The sequence below is a fragment of the Streptomyces sp. NBC_00005 genome, assembly GCF_045160215.1.
Lineage (GTDB): Bacteria > Actinomycetota > Actinomycetes > Streptomycetales > Streptomycetaceae > Streptomyces.
The window spans coordinates 7,477,451-7,493,776 of sequence record NZ_CP108316.1 but is presented as its reverse complement, the minus strand read 5'-3'; the positions used below and the strand labels follow the sequence as shown (position 1 = coordinate 7,493,776).

The following is a 16,326-nucleotide window of genomic DNA, read 5'->3' as shown; positions in this document are numbered from 1 at the left end:
GTTATGGCCTGTTGAGTCCGGTTGGAAGCCGATATTCCGGGGGCTGTGGGGGCGCCGCGCAGATGATCTGGATAACCTCTGGAGTTCGCGAGGGGAGCGTGAAGGGAGGGACGAACCAGTGACAGACCCTGAAGGTCACCAGTGCCCGGAGTGCGGAGCGCCCAGAGGGGCGGACAACACCCCGTCCTGCGGCTGCACTCAACGGGCGTCCGACGCCCTGCGCGACACCCGTACGGCCGAGGCGGCCGCGGCGGAGGACTTCGATCCGCTGCGCATACGGCCGTACGTCGAACTGGAGAGGGCGCCCGAGGGCGCCGGGGCCGAGCGCCCGGCGGCCCCTGCCGTGCCGGCGGTGCCCGCGGCCGAGGCGACGATGCCGCTGCGGGCCGTGAGCCCCGACGTGCCGAGCGCCGACGACCTGCGCCTGTTCGAGGGCACGGGCCCGGAGGTCACCTACGAAGACGATGACGACGACGCGGTGAGACCGCGGGGCAGGGGCCGTACGGTGCTGCTCGGCGTCGGCGGGGCCGCCGTCGCGGTGATGACCGCGGCCGGGCTGGCGAGCGGCCTGTTCTCGTACGAGACGCCGACGCGGGACAGTGCGCTGCCCGACGACGTGCGGGCGAGCGTGCCGGACGATCCGGCGAGCGCGGCGTCGGAGTCGCCGTCCCGGAGCGCCACGACCGTACGGCCGCCCGCGCCGCCGGCGCCCGTCAGCACGAGCCCGTCGCCCTCGGCGTCCCCGTCGACGACCAGCGCCTCGCCGAGCCCGTCCCGGTCGGCCGAGCCGACACAGACCTCGCCGACGGCCACCGCCAGCAGCGGGGCGCCCGACAACGGCCGCCAGGCGCCCCCGGTCCTGAGCCGCGGCTCCGACGGCCCCGAGGTCACCGAACTCGAACTACGGCTGACCCAGCTCGGCCTCTACACGAGAAAGGCGAGCGGCCACTACAACGAGGGGGTCGAGGACGCGGTCAGCAGATACCAGCTGGCGCGGGGACTCCAGCAGGACGGGCTGGGGACATACGGGGCGGAAACGCGGGCACGGCTGGAGTCGGAGACGACGGAGCCGTGAGGTCTGCGAGATGCACGAAGGCGCCGGGCGGCCGATCCAGCCCGTCCGGCGTCGGCAGATCCAGCGCGTCCGGCGTCGGCAGATCCAGCGCGTCCGGCGTCGGCAGATCCAGCGCGTCCGGCGTCGGCAGATCCAGCGCGTCCGGCGTTTGAGGACAAGGCCCGTTCAGGGCCGGAGCACCCGTCCCGAAGACGGCAGCCCCCGGCCCTGCCCGCGCGCACGGCGCTACCGCACGTACAACCGAATGGTCCCGTCCGCCGCGGCCTCCACCCGTACCCGCGTCAGATCCCGCACCACCACATCGGGCTCGTGGACATCGGCCCGCGAGCCCACCCCCACGACCCGCATCCCCGCGGAGCGCCCCGCCTGGATGCCCGCCGCGGAGTCCTCGAAGACGATGCAGTCGGCCGGGTCGACGCCCAGTTCGGCGGCGCCCTTGAGGAAGCCCTCGGGGTCCGGCTTGCTGGCACCGACCGACTCGGCGGTCACGCGCACGTCGGGGAGCTCCAGGCCGGCGGCGGCCATACGGACCGTGGAGAGGGCCACGTCGGCCGAGGTCACCAGGGCGTGCGGGAGGCCGCGCAGGGAGGCGAGGAACTCGGGGGCGCCGGGGATCGCGACAACGCCGTCCGTGTCGGCGGTCTCCTCGGCGAGCATGCGCGCGTTGTCGGCGAGGTTGTGCTCCATGGGACGGTCGGGCAGCAGCAGCGCCATCGAGGCGTGGCCCTGGCGCCCGTGCACCACCTTCATGACCTCGCCGGCGTCCAGCCCGTGCCGGTCGGCCCAGCGCCGCCAGCAGCGCTCGACGACGGCGTCGGAGTTCACGAGGGTGCCGTCCATGTCCAGCAGGAGGGCGCGGGCAGTGAGGACGGTGGGCACGGTGGTGACCGTCATCGGCAGCTCCAAGGCGCGGAGGGAGGGGCCGCGGGTGGAGCCCGTTCCGAGCTCCCCGCCCAGGCCCCGAAGGGACAAGGCGGCCCCGCCCGCCGGTCAGGGAAAACGGGCGGGAGCCACTTTGTTCCTACACGATACAAAACAGGGCCGGTATCCGCCAGCGCCTTCGGGAACAGTTCACCCACCGTTCAGCTCGGAACCCGCGTCCCAGGCGCTCAGCCGGCCACGGCCTCCCACAGGCTCCACACGCCGAGCGCCAGCATCAGCAGCGCCGCGACCTTGGTGATGAGAGCCAGCGGCACCCGCTTCATCAGCGCCTTTCCGCCGACGATCCCGAGCCCGGCCACCGCCCACAGCGCCAGCACCGCACCGAGACCCACGGACAGCGGGTCGTCGTAACGGGCCGCGAGGTTCGCCGTCATGATCTGCGTCAGGTCACCGAACTCGGCGACCAGGATGAGCATGAATCCCGCGCCCGCGACCTTCCAGAAGGACTGGTTCTCGGGCTTGCGGATCTCCGCGTCGCCATCGGCCCCGCCCTTCGTCATCAGCAGCACGGCGGCGCCGGCCAGGAAGAGGACACCGGTCAGCGCGTGCACGATCTGCTGCGGCAGGAGGGTCAGCACGCTGCCGGCCGCGACGGCCAGCACGACATGGAGCGCGAAAGCCGCGGCGACGCCGGCGAAGACGTACGAGGCGCGGTAGCGGGTGCCGAGGACGAGACCGGCGAGGGCGGTCTTGTCCGGCAGTTCGGCGAGGAAGACGACGCCGAAGACGACCGCCGTGACGGTGAAGCTGATCAAGGTTCCTCAATCGGTCGGGCTGCCCCACCGAGAGTGCTGAGTCCTTCCGGAAGACACCTCGGCATGGCAGCACACACGGCACCCGTGCCGTGGGGCACGGGCGTGCACTGCTTGCCGAAGGTCTCGCTGGCCGGCCCGTCGATCCGTAGATCGAGGATCGGCCTCCGGGCGCCGGCTCAGACGAGCTGAGCAGTATGTCGACGGTCCGGCGAAGAGCTACTCCCCTTCTGCGCCGTCCATGGTACGCGACCGGTGCGCGGCCGAAAGTTCGGCCATAAACCTTGTCATGTCATGTACGCGTCACTAGTTTCTTACCCAACGCACACCCTCCCGCAACACGGCACCGCGAGCATTCCAATCGCTCGCACCCCAACGCCCCCACACCCCAAGGGAGTTCGCATGCCGAAGTTCTACGCGCGTCGACGGCTCAGCATACTCGCGACTCTTACCGGACTCATAGCCTCCGTCGGACTTTTCAACGGCCCGACCGCCTCCGCCGCCCTCCCCACCCCGGTCAGCGCGGCCACCGCCCGCACCTACCTCGCCTCGCTCACCGTGGCGACCGAGAACCGCACCGGCTACGACCGTGACCTGTTCCCCACCTGGATCACGATCAGCGGCACCTGCAACACCCGCGAGTACGTCCTCAAGCGCGACGGCTCCAACGTCGTCACCAACTCGGCCTGCACCGCCACCAGCGGCAGCTGGTACTCCGTGTACGACGGCGCCACCTGGACCGCCGCCTCCGACCTGGACATCGACCACCTCGTCCCGCTGGCCGAGGCCTGGGACTCCGGCGCCAGCCAGTGGACCACCGCCCACCGCCAGGCCTTCGCCAACGACGTGACCCGACCGCAGCTCATCGCCGTCACCGACAACGTGAACCAGCAGAAGAGCGACCAGGACCCGGCCGAGTGGATGCCCCCGGTCAGCTCGTACGCCTGCACCTACGTCCGCGCCTGGGTCCAGGTGAAGTACTACTACGACCTCTCCGTCGACTCGGCGGAGAAGAGCAAGCTCAGCTCGGTCCTCAGCGGCTGCTGATCTCGCGGATGATCCGGCGGATTCTGTAAAGGAACCTCCCCGTTCACCTCCGTCGTTCCGTACCGTACGGGGCGACGGAGGAGGGCTGGCCGCGGAGGCGAGCCCGACCATGGAGGGGCGGGCGATCAGGTGTCCGGACTGCGGCTGGGTCCACTGCTGAGGTATGCCGACGGTTCGGCCGCGACGGTCTGGGTCGAGACCAGCCGCCCGTGCACCGCCGAGGTGCGCTGCGCGGACGGCGCCCGCGGTGAGGCCCGCACCTTCCAGGTGGCGGGCCATCACTATGCGCTGGTGCCGGTCGACGGACTGACTCCGGGCACGACCACGCCGTACGAGGTGTTCCTGGACGGCACGCGCGTGTGGCCGCTGCCGGACTCGGCGTTCCCGCCCTCCGTCATCCGGACCTCGCTCGACGACGACGGCGTCCGTGTCTCCTTCGGCTCCTGCCGCTGGGCCGCCCCGCCCGGCGACGAGCACGACCCGGTCGGCCCCGACGCCCTGGACACCCTTGCCGCGCGCATCGCGGCCGACCCGGACGGCGAACGGCCGGACGTACTCCTGCTGTTGGGCGACCAGGTGTACGCCGACGAGACCTCCGAGGCGACCCGGCGCTGGCTGGCCGCGCGGCGCGATCTGAGCGACCCGCCGGGCAACGAGGTCGCGGACTACGAGGAGTACACGCGCCTCTACTACGAGTCGTGGCTCGACCCCGAGGTGCGCTGGCTGCTGTCCACCGTGCCGAGCTGCATGATCTTCGACGACCACGACGTGATCGACGACTGGAACACCTCCGCGGCCTGGCTCGAGGACATGCGGGCCACCCCGTGGTGGCGCGAGCGGCTGCTCAGCGGCCTGATGTCGTACTGGGTGCACCAGCATCTGGGGAACCTGTCGCCGGACGAGCTGGCCACCGACCCGCTCTACGCCGCCGTGCGCGAACTCCCCGACGCCACCGACGAGTTGCGCGCCTTCGCCTGCAAGGCCGACGCCGACGCGGCCTCCGTGCGCTGGAGCTACCGGCGCGACTTCGGCCGCGTACGCCTGCTGATGGTGGACAGCCGGGCGGCCCGCGTGCTGGACGAGCAGAACCGCTCGATGCTCGACCCGGGGGAGGCCGAGTGGCTGCGCGAGCAGGCGCTAGACGCACCCGGCTCCTACGACCACCTTCTCGTCGGCACCTCCCTGCCCTGGCTGCTGCCGCACCTGGTGCACGACGCCGAGGCGTGGAACGCGGCCCTGTGCCGAGGAGAGCGCGGGGCGCGCTGGGCGCGGTTCGGGGAGAACCTGCGGCGCAAGGCCGACCTGGAGCACTGGGCGGCCTTCCCGACGTCCTTCGCGGCGCTGGCCGAGCTGATCGCCGAGGTCGGTTCGGGGCCCGAGGCGCCGGCGACGGTGCTCGTCCTGTCGGGAGACGTGCATCACGCGTACGTGGCGGAGGCGACGTGGCCCGCCGGCGCCCCGGACGCCCATGTCCTGCAGCTGACCTGCTCTCCCGTCCACAACTCCGTACCGCGGTACATACGCGTCGGCTTCCGCTTCGGCTGGAGTGCCACGGCCCGCGCTCTCGGCCGCCGGTTCCTGCGCCACGGTCGCTGCGGCAAGCCGCCGGTCGACTGGCGCAAGAAGGGCGGCCCTTGGTTCGGCAACCAGCTCATGACGCTGACGCTGCGCGGCCGTTCGGCGCGGCTGCGGCTGGAGCAGGCGCAGGGGTCCGGCGGGGCGGAGCGCCGCCTGCGCACGGTCGTGGAGTCCGAGCTCGCCCCGTAATTCCCCGGTTACCTCCGTTTGTTGCGCCCGTGACCCGGGATGCTCGTGACCCGCCCCACACCGGGGCCACCCTGGGCTCGGCCCGCGCTGCTCCCGACGGCATGATGAGGCGGACCGTCCGCTTCCAGTGGGCGGTTGGCCGGCAAGCGCCCCACACGCCCGGGAGTCACCCCTTTGTCTGCACCGACCGCGGAACACCCGACCGTCTCCCTTGCCGTGGTCGGCGCCGGACCGCGCGGCACGAGCGTCCTGGAACGCCTCTGCGCCTCCGTGCCGGAGCTCCTCCCGCCGGGCGGGCGACTGACCGTCCACGTCGTCGACCCCTCACCGCCCGGCCCCGGCAACGTGTGGCGCACCGCCCAGTCCCCCGAGCTGCTGATGAACACCGTGGCCTGCCAGGTGACCCTGTTCACCGACGACAGCGTGGACTGCTCGGGGCCGGTCCGGCCGGGCCCCAGCCTGCACGCGTGGGCGGGAGGTGAGCTCGGCGCGGACGACTACCCGACCCGTGCCCAGTACGGCCGGTACCTGGAGTGGGTGTTCGCGAAGGTGGTGCGCGAGGCCCCGCCCGCCGTCCGCGTCGAGACACACCGGGCGCGCGCCGTACGGCTCGACGAGGCCCCCGACGGCCGCCAGACCCTGGCCCTCGACGACGGCCGCACCCTGACCGGCCTGTCCGCCGTCGTGCTCGCCCAGGGCCACCTTCCGGCGGCCGCGGACGCGGAGGAGCGCCGGCTGGCGGCCCACGCGGACGGCCACGGCCTGCTCCACTTCCCGCCCGCCAACCCGGCCGACGTCGACCTCTCCGCCATCGCCCCCGGCGAACCGGTGCTGTTGCGCGGCCTGGGCCTCAACTTCTTCGATCACACGGCCCTGTTGACCACCGGCCGCGGCGGCCGCTTCGTACCCGCCGGGCCCGAGGGACACGGTCTTCGCTACGTCCCCTCCGGCCACGAGCCGCGGCTGTACGCCGGCTCCCGGCGCGGCGTCCCGTACCAGGCGCGCGGCGACAACGCGAAGGGTCCGTACGGCCGGCACATCCCGCTCGTCCTCACCCCGGAGGTGATCGCGGGCTTCCGCAAGCGCGCGGACTCGGGCGAGGCCCCCGACTTCCTCACCGAGATATGGCCGTTGGTGGCGAAAGAGGTGGAGACGGTCTACTACACGGCGCTCACCGGCCGCCCGGACTTCGCGGACCGCTTCCTCGCCGTGCCCCACCGCGATCCCCAAGAGGCGTACGCACTCGACGAGTTCGGTGTCCCGGACGCCGACCGCTGGTGCTGGGACCGGATCTCCCGGCCGTATACGAAACGGGAGTTCGCGCATCCCCGCGAGTGGCGGGACTGGCTGCTCGGGTATCTGCGCGAGGACGCGACGCAGGCCGCCCTCGGCAATGTGGCCGGTCCGCTGAAGGCGGCTCAGGACGTGCTGCGCGACCTGCGCAACGAACTCCGGCTGATCGTCGACCACGGCGGGCTCGGCGGCGCATCCCGCCGCGAGCACCTGGACCGCTGGTACACCCCGCTCAACGCCTTCCTGTCGATCGGCCCGCCCCGGCGGCGGATCGAGGAGCTGGCCGCGCTGGTGGAGGCGGGGGTGGTGGAGGTGCTCGGGCCCCGGCTGGAGGTGCGGCCCCAGGAGGGGGCGTGGGTGGCGCACTCCCCCGCGGTGCCCGGCTCGGCGGTGCGTGTGACCACCCTCATAGAGGCCCGCCTTCCGGAACCGGATCTGCGACGCACCGCCGACGAGCTCCTCGCCCGGCTGCTGAAGACGGGGCAGTGCCGGCCGCACACCGTCGACGGCTACGAGACCGGAGGGCTGGACGTGACAGCGCGGCCGTATCGCCTGATGGACCGTCAAGGTCGTTCCCATCCAAGGCGGTTCGCCTTCGGCGTGCCCACGGAGGGCGTGCACTGGGTGACCGCGGCGGGTGCCCGGCCAGGGGTGGATTCGGTCACACTTTCGGACGCCGATGCGGTGGCGAGAGCCCTCCTACGTGCGGCTGCGGGCGAAACGGAGCCGGAAACGGAAGCGGATCAGTGGCCTGATGTTGAACTTGCAAGCATCGATTAGGCGCGCCTAACCTCAATTACTCACTCGGCTCGTCCCCAGACCGGTCCCTCTCCGGACCGGCCCGACCGAAGGAGTAACCCCCCACATGTCCGCTCGCCTCAACAACGCCCAGCCCTACGCCCTCGGCCTGTTCCGCATCGTCGTCGGCCTGCTCTTCGCCTGCCACGGCGCCGCCTCGCTCTTCGGCGTCCTCGGCGGTGCGGCCGGCACCAAGGGCGGCACGGTCGAGACCGGCCTCTGGCCGTTCTGGTACGCGGCCGTCATCCAGCTCGTCGGCGGCGTCCTCGTGCTGCTCGGCCTCGGCACCCGTGCCGCCGCGCTCATAGCCTCGGGCTCGATGGCCTACGCCTACTTCAAGATGCACCAGCCCAACGCCCTGTGGCCGATGGAGAACGGCGGCGAGGCCTCGGCGATGTTCAGCTGGACCCTGCTGCTTCTGGTCTTCACCGGCTCCGGCGCCTTCGGCCTGGACCGGCTGTTCGCGAAGCGCTCGACGGCACAGGGCAGGCCGGCCACGGAGCAGACGCCGGTCGCTGCCTGATCCAGCACGCTCCGGTGCGCTGATCCGGCGCGGTCGTCCGGTGCGTGACAGGGCCTTCCCCCGCCGGCGGGGGAAGGCCCTGCGTGTTCTGCTCGGCCGTCGGGCGGCGTGAACGTACTGTGCCGATCGCACGAGCCCCCCATGAATCTCCTGTCACACTCCGGGCGTACGCTGTATGGCTGTTACGGCCGCCCTTGCCGCTCCTCGTCGACGGAGCGGCACGGTCCGGCCCACGGGGGAGTCACGGGGAGTTCGCGGTGCTGGAGAGTGTGGGGTCGCTGACCGGCAGCCCATGGATCTACGTCATGGTCGTGCTGTCGGTCCTGCTGGACGTGTTCGTGCCGGTCCTGCCGAGCGGAGTGCTGGTGATCACGGCCGCCACGGCCGCGGCCGCCGGCTCGGCGACCGGCCGGGTGCCGCACGCCGTCCCCGACATCCTGGCCCTGACGTTCTGCGCGGCCATCGCCTCCGTCCTCGGCGACCTCGTGGCGTACCGGCTGGCCTGGCGCGGCGGCGAACGCCTGGACCGTGCGATCGCCCGTTCGCGCCGGCTCACCAGCGCGCAGGAACGTCTCGGCGCGGCGCTGGCCCGGGGCGGCGGGGCCCTGGTCATCCTCGCCCGGTTCGCTCCGGCGGGCCGCTCGGTGGTCTCCCTCGGCGCGGGCGCCGCCCACCGCCGCGCCCGCGACTTCCTGCCCTGGTCCGCCCTCGCGGGGCTGGCCTGGGCGACGTACAGCGTGGCTCTGGGGTACTACGGCGGGCAGTGGTTGGGTACGACCTGGCTGGCCACGGCGGTGTCCGTGCTGGCGCTGTTCGGGGCGGGGGCCGGGGCGGCGTTCGTGATGCGCCGCCCGGTGAAGGCGTCCTAGCAAGACGTCCCAGTAGGGCGTCCCGGCGCGGAATCAGGCGGACGCCTTCTGCCCTCGTACCTCGAGACCGGCGAGCAGGTCGGCCGTGGCCTCGGTGATCGCGTCCACGGCGTGGTCGAAGACCTCCTGGTTGTGTGCGGCGGGCGCCCGGAAGCCGGACACCTTCCGCACGAACTGCAGGGCGGCGGCCCTGATCTCTTCCTCCGTCGCCTCTTCGGGCAACGCGGGCGGGCGAAGTGTCTTGATGCTCCGGCACATGAAACAAGTCTCCCGCACCGCCGCGGCGCCTGCGATGATCCTTTCCGAGGCGGCCACCACTACGGGGCCGACCGACGGAGGGAACAGAAGAATCATGGCGAACGACGAACTGACGGTGGCCGTCCTGGGCCCCGGCGGCATCGGCGGTCTGCTCGCGGGCCTGCTGGCCCGCGCCGGTCACCGCGTGATCTGCCTGGCCGGCGAGGAGACCACCAAGACGCTGACCGCGGACGGGATCCGCGTCCGCAGCGGCCTGTTCGGCGACTTCACGGCCCGCGTCGAGGCGGACACCGTCCTGCGTGAACCGGTCGACGCGTGCCTGGTCGCGGTCAAGCACACCGCCCTGGACTCCGCCCTCGACCGCGTCCCGCCCGCGGCGCTGGGCGACGGCCTCCTCGTGCCGTTCCTGAACGGCGTCGAGCACCCGGCCGCGCTGCGTGCCCGCTACCGTCCCGACCTGGTCGCCCCGGCCGTCATCCGCGTCGAGTCGACCCGGGTCGCGGCGGGTGTGATCGAGCACGGCAGCCCCTTCGCCGAGATCGACCTGACCGGCGAGGGCGTGGACCGGGGACGGCTCGACGCGCTGGCGCAGGCTCTCGACGCCGCCGGCCCGGCGACCCGCGTACTCGACGACGAGACGGCCGCGCTCTGGGCGAAGATGTCGTTCCTGGCGCCCTTCGCCCTGCTCACCACCCGCTACGGGCTCCCGCTCGGCGACGTACGCACCCAGCACCGGGACGAGCTGACGGCCCTGGTGGAGGAGACGGCAGCGGTCAGCCGTGCGAGCGGCGGGCCGGCGGATCCGGCCCAGGCACTGGCCCGCTACGACGCCTTCCCGCCCCAGACCAAGTCCTCGATGCAGCGCGACGCCGAGGCGGACCGCACGCTCGAACTGGACGCGATCGGCGGGGCGTTGCTGCGCGCGGCCGAGCGGCACGGGGTGAGTGTGCCCGTCGCGGCGCGGGTGGTACGGGAGTTGGGGGACGCCGGGCACTGACGGCGGTGCGCTGCGGGCCGGTTGACGCCTTCGTGGCCGTCAGCCGGCCCGCAGGTCGATCCGCCAGTCGTTCGACGTCATCCAGTGCCCCTTCGGGTACTCGAAGTCGACCGGCCCGAACAGGCTGAAACCGGCCCGTCGGCACACGGAGTTCGACGCCGGGTGGTCCACGCCCGGAAAGGCATGCAGATACCGGTGCTCCCCGGCGTCCCGCGCGGCCCCGACGACAGCCCGGGCCGCCGCCGCGGCCAGTCGTCTCCCCTGGAACTCGGGCAGCACACCCCATCCCGTCTCCCACACCGTGCCGCCCCGCCACTGCCGCGCCCAGAACCCGATCGACCCGACGATCTCCCCGCTGCCCGCGAGCACGACCCGGTACATCTGCCCGTCCGCCGGCTCCAGGTACCGCCGATGCCGGCCGGCGAGCTTCTCCTCGCTCTCCGGGCCGCCCAAGTGCTCGGTCATCTCAGGGCTGTTGGTCCGCCGCAGCAGCCAGAAGTCCCCCTCCGCCCAGGGCCCCAGCCGCACCTTCTCCACGTCCGCGATGTCCATACCGGCAACCCTAGAACCCGGGTCTGACAACGGCCCCGCCACACGTTCGCATGAACCCCGGGAAGGAACTCGCTTCCCAAATTCGAACAGGCGTAGCATTGCGCCGTGGCTACGACCTATGACTTTCCGAGTGACCTCCTCGCCGGTCAGGAGGAGCTGCATCAGGTCCGGGCCGAGCTGTCGGCCCTGCTCAAGCGGCTCCCCTGGTCGGTGGAGCCCCTGGACGGCTTCAGTGACGCGGGCGGCTGGCGCAAGGTGGAGCGCCCCGCCTCCCCCGGCTGGTCGGACGACGAGCAGGCCGAGGTGGAGAAGCTCCGGCAGCGTGAGCACGAGCTCGCCGTTTTCGTCAGCACCCATCGCTTCTGGGCGGAGGTCACGACCGGGGAGCGGGTGGACGCCCGCATGACGCTGAAGCACGCGCGCGAGGCATGACGCGAGAAGACCCCGGCCATGATCGGCCGGGGTCTTCTTCCCGTGTGGGCGCGGACGGTTTCGAACCGCCGACATCCTGCTTGTAAGGCAGGCGCTCTACCCCTGAGCTACGCACCCGAGACGAGTCGACAGCCTACCTTGCCCGAGGCAGTGCCCCGCAAACACGTATCGGGACCCGGCCCGTGCGGGGGTTTACCCCACCCCGGATCCGGGAGTGGCCCGGATCCCTCCGCGGGCCCCGGCTCCGTACGGTCGTAGAGCCTTCACCATCCGTCTCAGGGGGAGATCCTCATGGCCCGTACCGTCACCGCCCGCACAGCGCTCGCCGCCGGGGCCGTCGTGGTTCTCGTCGGGGCGGCCACCGCCTGTGGCGCCTCCGCGAAGGACGACAAGCATCCCGATCACCGGTCGTTCGCGCTGACGGGACACACCCTCACCGTCGACTCCGACGACTCGGCGCTGGAGATCGTCGCCGCGGACGGCAACCCGGAGGGGAAGGTCGAGGTCACCCGGTGGTGGCAGGGATCCGTCGCCATCGGTTCGGATCCGAAGGTGACCTGGTCCATGAAGGGCGACCGGCTGAAGCTGCGCATGAAGTGCTCCGGTGTCGTCGCCGACTGCTCGGCCAAGCACCGGATCGAGGTGCCGCGCGGGGTCACCGTGAAGGTCGAGGACGGGGACGGAAGCGTGCGGGCGCGGGGCTTCAAGGACGCGCTGAGCATTCGTACGGGGGACGGGTCGGTGCATGTCACGGACTCCACCGGTCCGCTGACGCTCCACACCGGCGACGGATCCGTGCACGCCGACGTCTCCTCGCGCCAGGTGCACACCCAGACCAGCGACGGCTCGGTCCACCTCGAACTCGGCGCCGTGCCGGACCTGGTGGAGTCCCGCAGCGGCGACGGCTCCGTCACCATCGCGCTGCCCAAGTCCACGTACCGTGTGACGACCCGGACCGGCGACGGCTCGGTGGATGTGTCCGTGCCCCGCTCCGACTCCAGCTCGCACGTCGTGACCGCCCGTACCGGTGACGGCAAAGTCACTCTCAAGACCGCGAACTAACCGGCCCGTGTGTTCGTCCTTAACCGGTGGGACAATGAACTGAGGCACCGGCCAGGACGGATGACAGCACGGGAGAGGGATGTGACGGCGACACCTTCGCAGCCGTACTCGCCGTTGGTGCCGCGCGCACACCGTCAGGCGTTCAAGGACACTCTCACCCTGCTCGCCCTGCCGCTCGTCGTCGCGCTGGCGCTGCCCGCCGCGTTCGCGGGCGGCGGCACCCGGCGCTGGTTCGGCGGCCGGTCCGAGAGCCAGCGGGCCGAGGCGCAGGCCGCGAAGGACGCCGCGGCGGCCGCGTTCTACGAGCTGGACACCGCCCAGCGCGACCTGCGGATCTCGATAGAGACGATCACGGCGGTCGACGACTCCCCCGCCGCCCGGCGCGTGGTCTCCGACTTCGACGCGCTGGGTCGGCGCATCGACGAGGCCAGCCACCGCTACATCGAGGCCGTCGACGCGCACGACCTCGACCGGGACGACCTGGAGGCGTCGGTCGCGGCACACGCGCGTACCGAGCTCACCAAGGCCAAGGACGAGCTGGCCAACGTCAAGCGCGAGCTGGACCGTTTCGGCGACAGCCTCGGGCCGCTCCTCGGCAAGGCGGAGACCCAGCTCGCCCGGCTGGCTCCGGCGGTCGAGCGGGCCCGGCAGGGACTGCTCGCCGCGTCGAACGCCCTGGACGCGGTCCGCGGCTCGGGACTCACCGCCAACGATCTCGCCGCCCGCCTCGCCACCCTGGCTCCCGAGCTGACGAAGCTCAACCAGGGGGCGGGTCAGCACGGCGTGCCGGAGACGCTGGAGCGGGCGGAGCGCGTGGCGCGCGAGGCCGAGGCGGTCCGGGTGGAGGCCGAGCGGCTGCCGGAGAAGGCCGCCGAGATCGACCACCGGCTCGTCTCGCTGCGCACCCGCGCGCAGGCGCTCACCACCCGGGCCGGCCAGGTCGAGCCGGTGCTGAGCGAGCTGCGGCGGCGGTTCGTGGCGGCGTGCTGGCAGGACCTGCAGCACGTGCCGGACCAGGCCGCGGAGAACGTGAAGCAGGCCGAGCTGAAGCTGAAGGAGGCGCAGGCCGCGCGGGACGCCCAGCGCTGGCCGGACGCGACCTCACTGCTGTCGACCGTGCGGGCGCTCCTGAACACGACCGACGAGTCCGTGTCGGCCGCGCGCGACCGGCTGCACCGGCTCAACGCCGTGCAGAAGGATCCGCAGCAGGAGATCGACCGCACCCGCTTCGCGATCCGGGACGCCCAGCGGCTGGCGATGACCGGGCGGACGACGCCCGACCCGCGCCAGGCCCGTCCGCTGGACGAATCGGTGGCCAGGCTGGACCGGGCGATCACCTCGCTGGAGGGCCGGCACCCGGACTACTGGCACTTCCTGACCGAGACCGAAGCGGTACGGCAGACGGTCGGGCGGGTGGTCTCGCAGATCCGTGAGGAGCGCGGGGGCGGCCACTGAGCCGGCGCCCCCGCGCCGGCGGCTAACTGCGGTAGGCGTAGTAGGCCGAGTTCGGGTACGACGCGATCAGGCTCGCCAGCGAGCGCCGGTAGGTGTCGGCGTCGTGATAGGTCAGGTACGGGACGCCGCTGGAGCTGCGGTACGTGGTCATCATCGAGTGGTCCTTCGACCCGTCCTTGTCGAAGTCCATCTGCAGCACGTCACCGACGTCCATCTGGTAGGCGTTCGCCAGCGCCGTCGTCCGCTTCGCGGTCTGCGTGAACCAGGACCACTCGTTGACACCGATCCAGGTGTCGGACTCGCCCGACGTCTTCGAGTACCAAGTGCCGTAGTCCTCGGCCGAGTTGGCGACCTGCTTCCAGCCGCCCGCGTAGAGGGACTGGCTGAGGAAGTTGGTGCAGTCCCCGCCGGCGCCGTTGTAACGCCGGTAGGCGGTGTTGTAGTTCTTCCAGTACTTCTCGGCGTACGCCGCCATCGCCGCGTAGTTGTACGTGGTCCCGGTGCCGAGGTTCTTGGGGTTCGCGGGCGCGGGGTAGGTGGTGGCCGACCTGGGCGCGTCGATGACGGCGCTCGGGCGGACGGCCGGCTCGGCGGTCGCCGGGGCGGGTTCGTTGACGGGGCGGGCGCCCTTGTCGGTGAGGCGTTCGCGGGTGAGCTGCCAGGTGCCGTCCTGGCGGGCGGTGAAGGTGAGTTGGTGGTGGGCGGTGAAGCCCGTGGTGGCGGGTTCGTCGCCGCGTATCTTCGCGTACGTCAGTGTGGTGCTCTCGGTGACCTGGACCGTGGCGGTGCGGCCCCGCAGGCGGGTGCTGTCGACGGTGACCTCGGTGTCGCCGTCGGTGTACGCCTCGCCGAGCGCGGCGAGCCGGGAGCGGGTGCCGTGCAGGGCGGTCAGGGCGGAGGTCTCGGTGCCGGCCAGCCCGGCCGAGAGCCGTACGCCGCCGGTGGCCTTCAGGGCCGTACGGACCGGCCGGGTCCCGTCGAGCAGGGCCGCCGTGCGGTCGGTGAGCACGGCGTCGGCGACGCGGCCGAACGCGTCGGTGGTGGCCGCGGTCAGGGCGGGGGCCGGTGCTTCCCCGGAGGGGGCACCGGCCGCGTGTGCGGCGGACAGGGGAAGCAGGGCGGCGGAGAGGGACAGCGCGGCCACGACCGTACAACGGCCTCTGCCCGAGCGGGACTTGCTGGGTCTCACGGGGGTTTCTCCTTGCGGTGGGGGGTGTTTCATTTCACGACCGTCGACCAGTCGGGCGACTGCGCGGGGTCCAGGCCGCGCAGCCGCGCCAAGGTCTCGGGCTTCTGCACGTCCAGCCAGTCGGCCAGCTCCTTGAAGGACACGCACTTGACGCCCTTCTTCGTGCAGACGTTCTTGATGACCTGGTCGATGGCCTTCATGTAGATGCCGCCGTTCCAGTCCTCGAAGTGGTTGCCGACGAACAGCGGGGCGCGGCTGCCGTAGTACACGCGGTCGAAGCCGGCCAGGTAGGAGGCGACGGTCTGCTGTTCCCACTGGGGGTAGTCGGCGGGGTTGCCGTCGGTCTCGCCGGCGGACTGGTTGTAGAGGAAGTTGAAGTCCATCGACAGGCCCTGGTACTTGCCGCCCTCGTACGGGAGCATCTCCAGCGGGAAGTCCCAGATGCCCTTCTTCTTGGTCGGCCATATCTGGAAGTCGCCCGCGGAGCTCGCGTCATAGCGCCAGCCGTAGCTCTTGATGGCCTTCAGCAGGTTCTTCTGGCCCTCCAGGCAGGGGGCGCGGCCGCCGGTGACCTCCTTCTCGAAGTCGAAGGGGAGAGCCGGGATGTCCTTGTAGCCCGTGTTGGTCTTCCAGTTCTCGACGAACTCGTAGAACTGGTCGATCTCGCTCTTCCACTCGTCGACGCTCCAGTCCCCGCCGCCCTTCTTGCCGCAGAAGTGGCCGTTGAAGTGGGTGCCGATCTCGTTGCCGTCCTCGTAGGCCTTCCGGAGCTGTTCGAGCGTGGTGCGGATGTGTTCGTCGGTGGCGTAGTCGATGGCCGCGGAGCCGACCGGGTGCTGGGGCGGGTGGTAGAGCTTCGCCTTGTTCTTCGGCAGGAGGTAGATCCCGGTGAGGAAGAACGTCATGTGGGCGTCGTACTTCTTCGCCAACTCCCGGTAGTGCGAGAAGAGATGGTCGCTTCCCTCCAGGGCGCCGTCCCAGGAGAAGACGACGAACTGGGGCGGTTTCTCACCCGGTTTGAGCGGCTCGGGCTTCAACTCACCTTTCTGCGGGCCTGTGTCGGAGGTGGAGCCGTCTCCCAGGATCTTGGTCTTCCCGTCCCAGGAGGGCTCCGCGCCGGCCTTCGGCGAGGTCTTCCTCGGGCTGCCTTTGGCGGATGCGGCGGGTGCGGTGTTGTCCTGGCGGGTCAGGGCGAGGAAACCGGCGACCAGCGTGGCCACCACGAGAAGGGCGGCCACGGTCAGGAACTCGAAGCGGGCGGGGCGGCGGGCAGGCGCTCTGCGGCGCCGACCGGTGGGCGGCTTCATGCGAGGCA

At 71.6% G+C, this 16,326-nt stretch carries 16 protein-coding genes and 1 tRNA gene; 10 read left to right on the top strand and 7 right to left on the bottom strand.

What is annotated here, in order from left to right; translation table 11 throughout:
• Positions 1-118: 118 nt before the first annotated feature.
• Positions 119-1,075 (top strand): peptidoglycan-binding domain-containing protein, encoded by a 957-nt coding sequence (locus OG303_RS34340; protein ID WP_405873323.1) that lies wholly within the window; start codon positions 119-121, stop codon positions 1,073-1,075.
• A gap of 225 nt (positions 1,076-1,300) precedes the next feature.
• Here OG303_RS34340 and OG303_RS34335 read toward each other — a convergent pair whose 3' ends face one another.
• Both OG303_RS34335 and OG303_RS34330 read right to left on the bottom strand, forming a co-directional pair.
• The gene (locus tag OG303_RS34335; protein ID WP_405873322.1) at positions 1,301-1,969 is read right to left on the bottom strand and encodes an HAD family hydrolase; all 669 of its coding nucleotides are present in this window, start codon (positions 1,967-1,969) and stop codon (positions 1,301-1,303) included.
• Positions 1,970-2,184: 215 nt separating this feature from the next.
• The gene (locus OG303_RS34330) at positions 2,185-2,772 is read right to left on the bottom strand and encodes a TMEM165/GDT1 family protein (protein ID WP_405873320.1); all 588 of its coding nucleotides are present in this window, start codon (positions 2,770-2,772) and stop codon (positions 2,185-2,187) included.
• Positions 2,773-3,171: 399 nt separating this feature from the next.
• On the opposite strand from OG303_RS34330, the gene OG303_RS34325 reads away from it, so the two are divergent.
• The 5 genes from OG303_RS34325 to OG303_RS34305 all read left to right on the top strand — a co-directional run bounded on the left by OG303_RS34325 (position 3,172) and on the right by OG303_RS34305 (position 9,066).
• Entirely contained in the window at positions 3,172-3,816 is a 645-nt protein-coding gene (locus OG303_RS34325; protein ID WP_405873318.1) for an HNH endonuclease family protein, read from the top strand.
• Positions 3,817-3,945: 129 nt separating this feature from the next.
• Positions 3,946-5,583: an alkaline phosphatase D family protein gene (locus OG303_RS34320; RefSeq protein WP_405873316.1), complete on the top strand. Its 1,638-nt coding sequence runs from the start codon at positions 3,946-3,948 to the stop codon at positions 5,581-5,583.
• A 174-nt stretch (positions 5,584-5,757) separates the two neighbouring features.
• Complete coding sequence (locus tag OG303_RS34315) at positions 5,758-7,656, top strand: FAD/NAD(P)-binding protein (RefSeq protein WP_405873315.1); 1,899 nt, start codon at positions 5,758-5,760, stop codon at positions 7,654-7,656.
• An 85-nt stretch (positions 7,657-7,741) separates the two neighbouring features.
• On the top strand, positions 7,742-8,197 hold the full coding sequence (locus OG303_RS34310; RefSeq protein WP_405873314.1) for a DoxX family protein: 456 nt from the start codon (positions 7,742-7,744) through the stop codon (positions 8,195-8,197).
• Positions 8,198-8,454: 257 nt separating this feature from the next.
• Entirely contained in the window at positions 8,455-9,066 is a 612-nt protein-coding gene (locus OG303_RS34305; protein ID WP_405873313.1) for a DedA family protein, read from the top strand.
• Positions 9,067-9,099: 33 nt separating this feature from the next.
• On the opposite strand, the gene OG303_RS34300 is transcribed toward OG303_RS34305, so the two are convergent.
• The gene (locus OG303_RS34300; protein ID WP_405873312.1) at positions 9,100-9,324 is read right to left on the bottom strand and encodes a DUF2277 domain-containing protein; all 225 of its coding nucleotides are present in this window, start codon (positions 9,322-9,324) and stop codon (positions 9,100-9,102) included.
• A 94-nt stretch (positions 9,325-9,418) separates the two neighbouring features.
• Here OG303_RS34300 and OG303_RS34295 point away from each other — a divergent pair, with 94 nt between their 5' ends.
• Positions 9,419-10,321 carry a ketopantoate reductase family protein gene (locus OG303_RS34295; RefSeq protein WP_405873311.1) on the top strand — a complete coding sequence of 301 codons (903 nt, stop codon included), beginning with the start codon at positions 9,419-9,421 and terminating at the stop codon, positions 10,319-10,321.
• Positions 10,322-10,360: 39 nt separating this feature from the next.
• Here OG303_RS34295 and OG303_RS34290 read toward each other — a convergent pair whose 3' ends face one another.
• Positions 10,361-10,873 carry a GNAT family N-acetyltransferase gene (locus OG303_RS34290; RefSeq protein WP_405873310.1) on the bottom strand — a complete coding sequence of 171 codons (513 nt, stop codon included), beginning with the start codon at positions 10,871-10,873 and terminating at the stop codon, positions 10,361-10,363.
• 105 nt (positions 10,874-10,978) lie between these two features.
• On the opposite strand from OG303_RS34290, the gene OG303_RS34285 reads away from it, so the two are divergent.
• Positions 10,979-11,305, top strand: coding sequence for a hypothetical protein (locus OG303_RS34285; protein WP_405873308.1), 327 nt, complete (start codon positions 10,979-10,981; stop codon positions 11,303-11,305).
• A 45-nt stretch (positions 11,306-11,350) separates the two neighbouring features.
• Here OG303_RS34285 and OG303_RS34280 read toward each other — a convergent pair.
• Positions 11,351-11,422 (bottom strand) — tRNA-Val (locus OG303_RS34280).
• Positions 11,423-11,596: 174 nt separating this feature from the next.
• Here OG303_RS34280 and OG303_RS34275 point away from each other — a divergent pair.
• A complete protein-coding gene (locus tag OG303_RS34275) occupies positions 11,597-12,367 on the top strand; it encodes a DUF4097 family beta strand repeat-containing protein (RefSeq protein ID WP_405873307.1) in 771 nt (256 codons plus the stop codon).
• Positions 12,368-12,448: 81 nt separating this feature from the next.
• Positions 12,449-13,822, top strand: coding sequence for a hypothetical protein (locus OG303_RS34270; RefSeq protein WP_405873306.1), 1,374 nt, complete (start codon positions 12,449-12,451; stop codon positions 13,820-13,822).
• A gap of 22 nt (positions 13,823-13,844) precedes the next feature.
• Here the strand turns inward: OG303_RS34270 and OG303_RS34265 are convergent, their stop codons facing one another.
• Positions 13,845-15,011 carry an amidase domain-containing protein gene (locus OG303_RS34265; protein ID WP_405873304.1) on the bottom strand — a complete coding sequence of 389 codons (1,167 nt, stop codon included), beginning with the start codon at positions 15,009-15,011 and terminating at the stop codon, positions 13,845-13,847.
• A gap of 29 nt (positions 15,012-15,040) precedes the next feature.
• On the bottom strand, positions 15,041-16,318 hold the full coding sequence (locus tag OG303_RS34260; RefSeq protein ID WP_405877632.1) for a hypothetical protein: 1,278 nt from the start codon (positions 16,316-16,318) through the stop codon (positions 15,041-15,043).
• Positions 16,319-16,326: the final 8 nt, after the last annotated feature.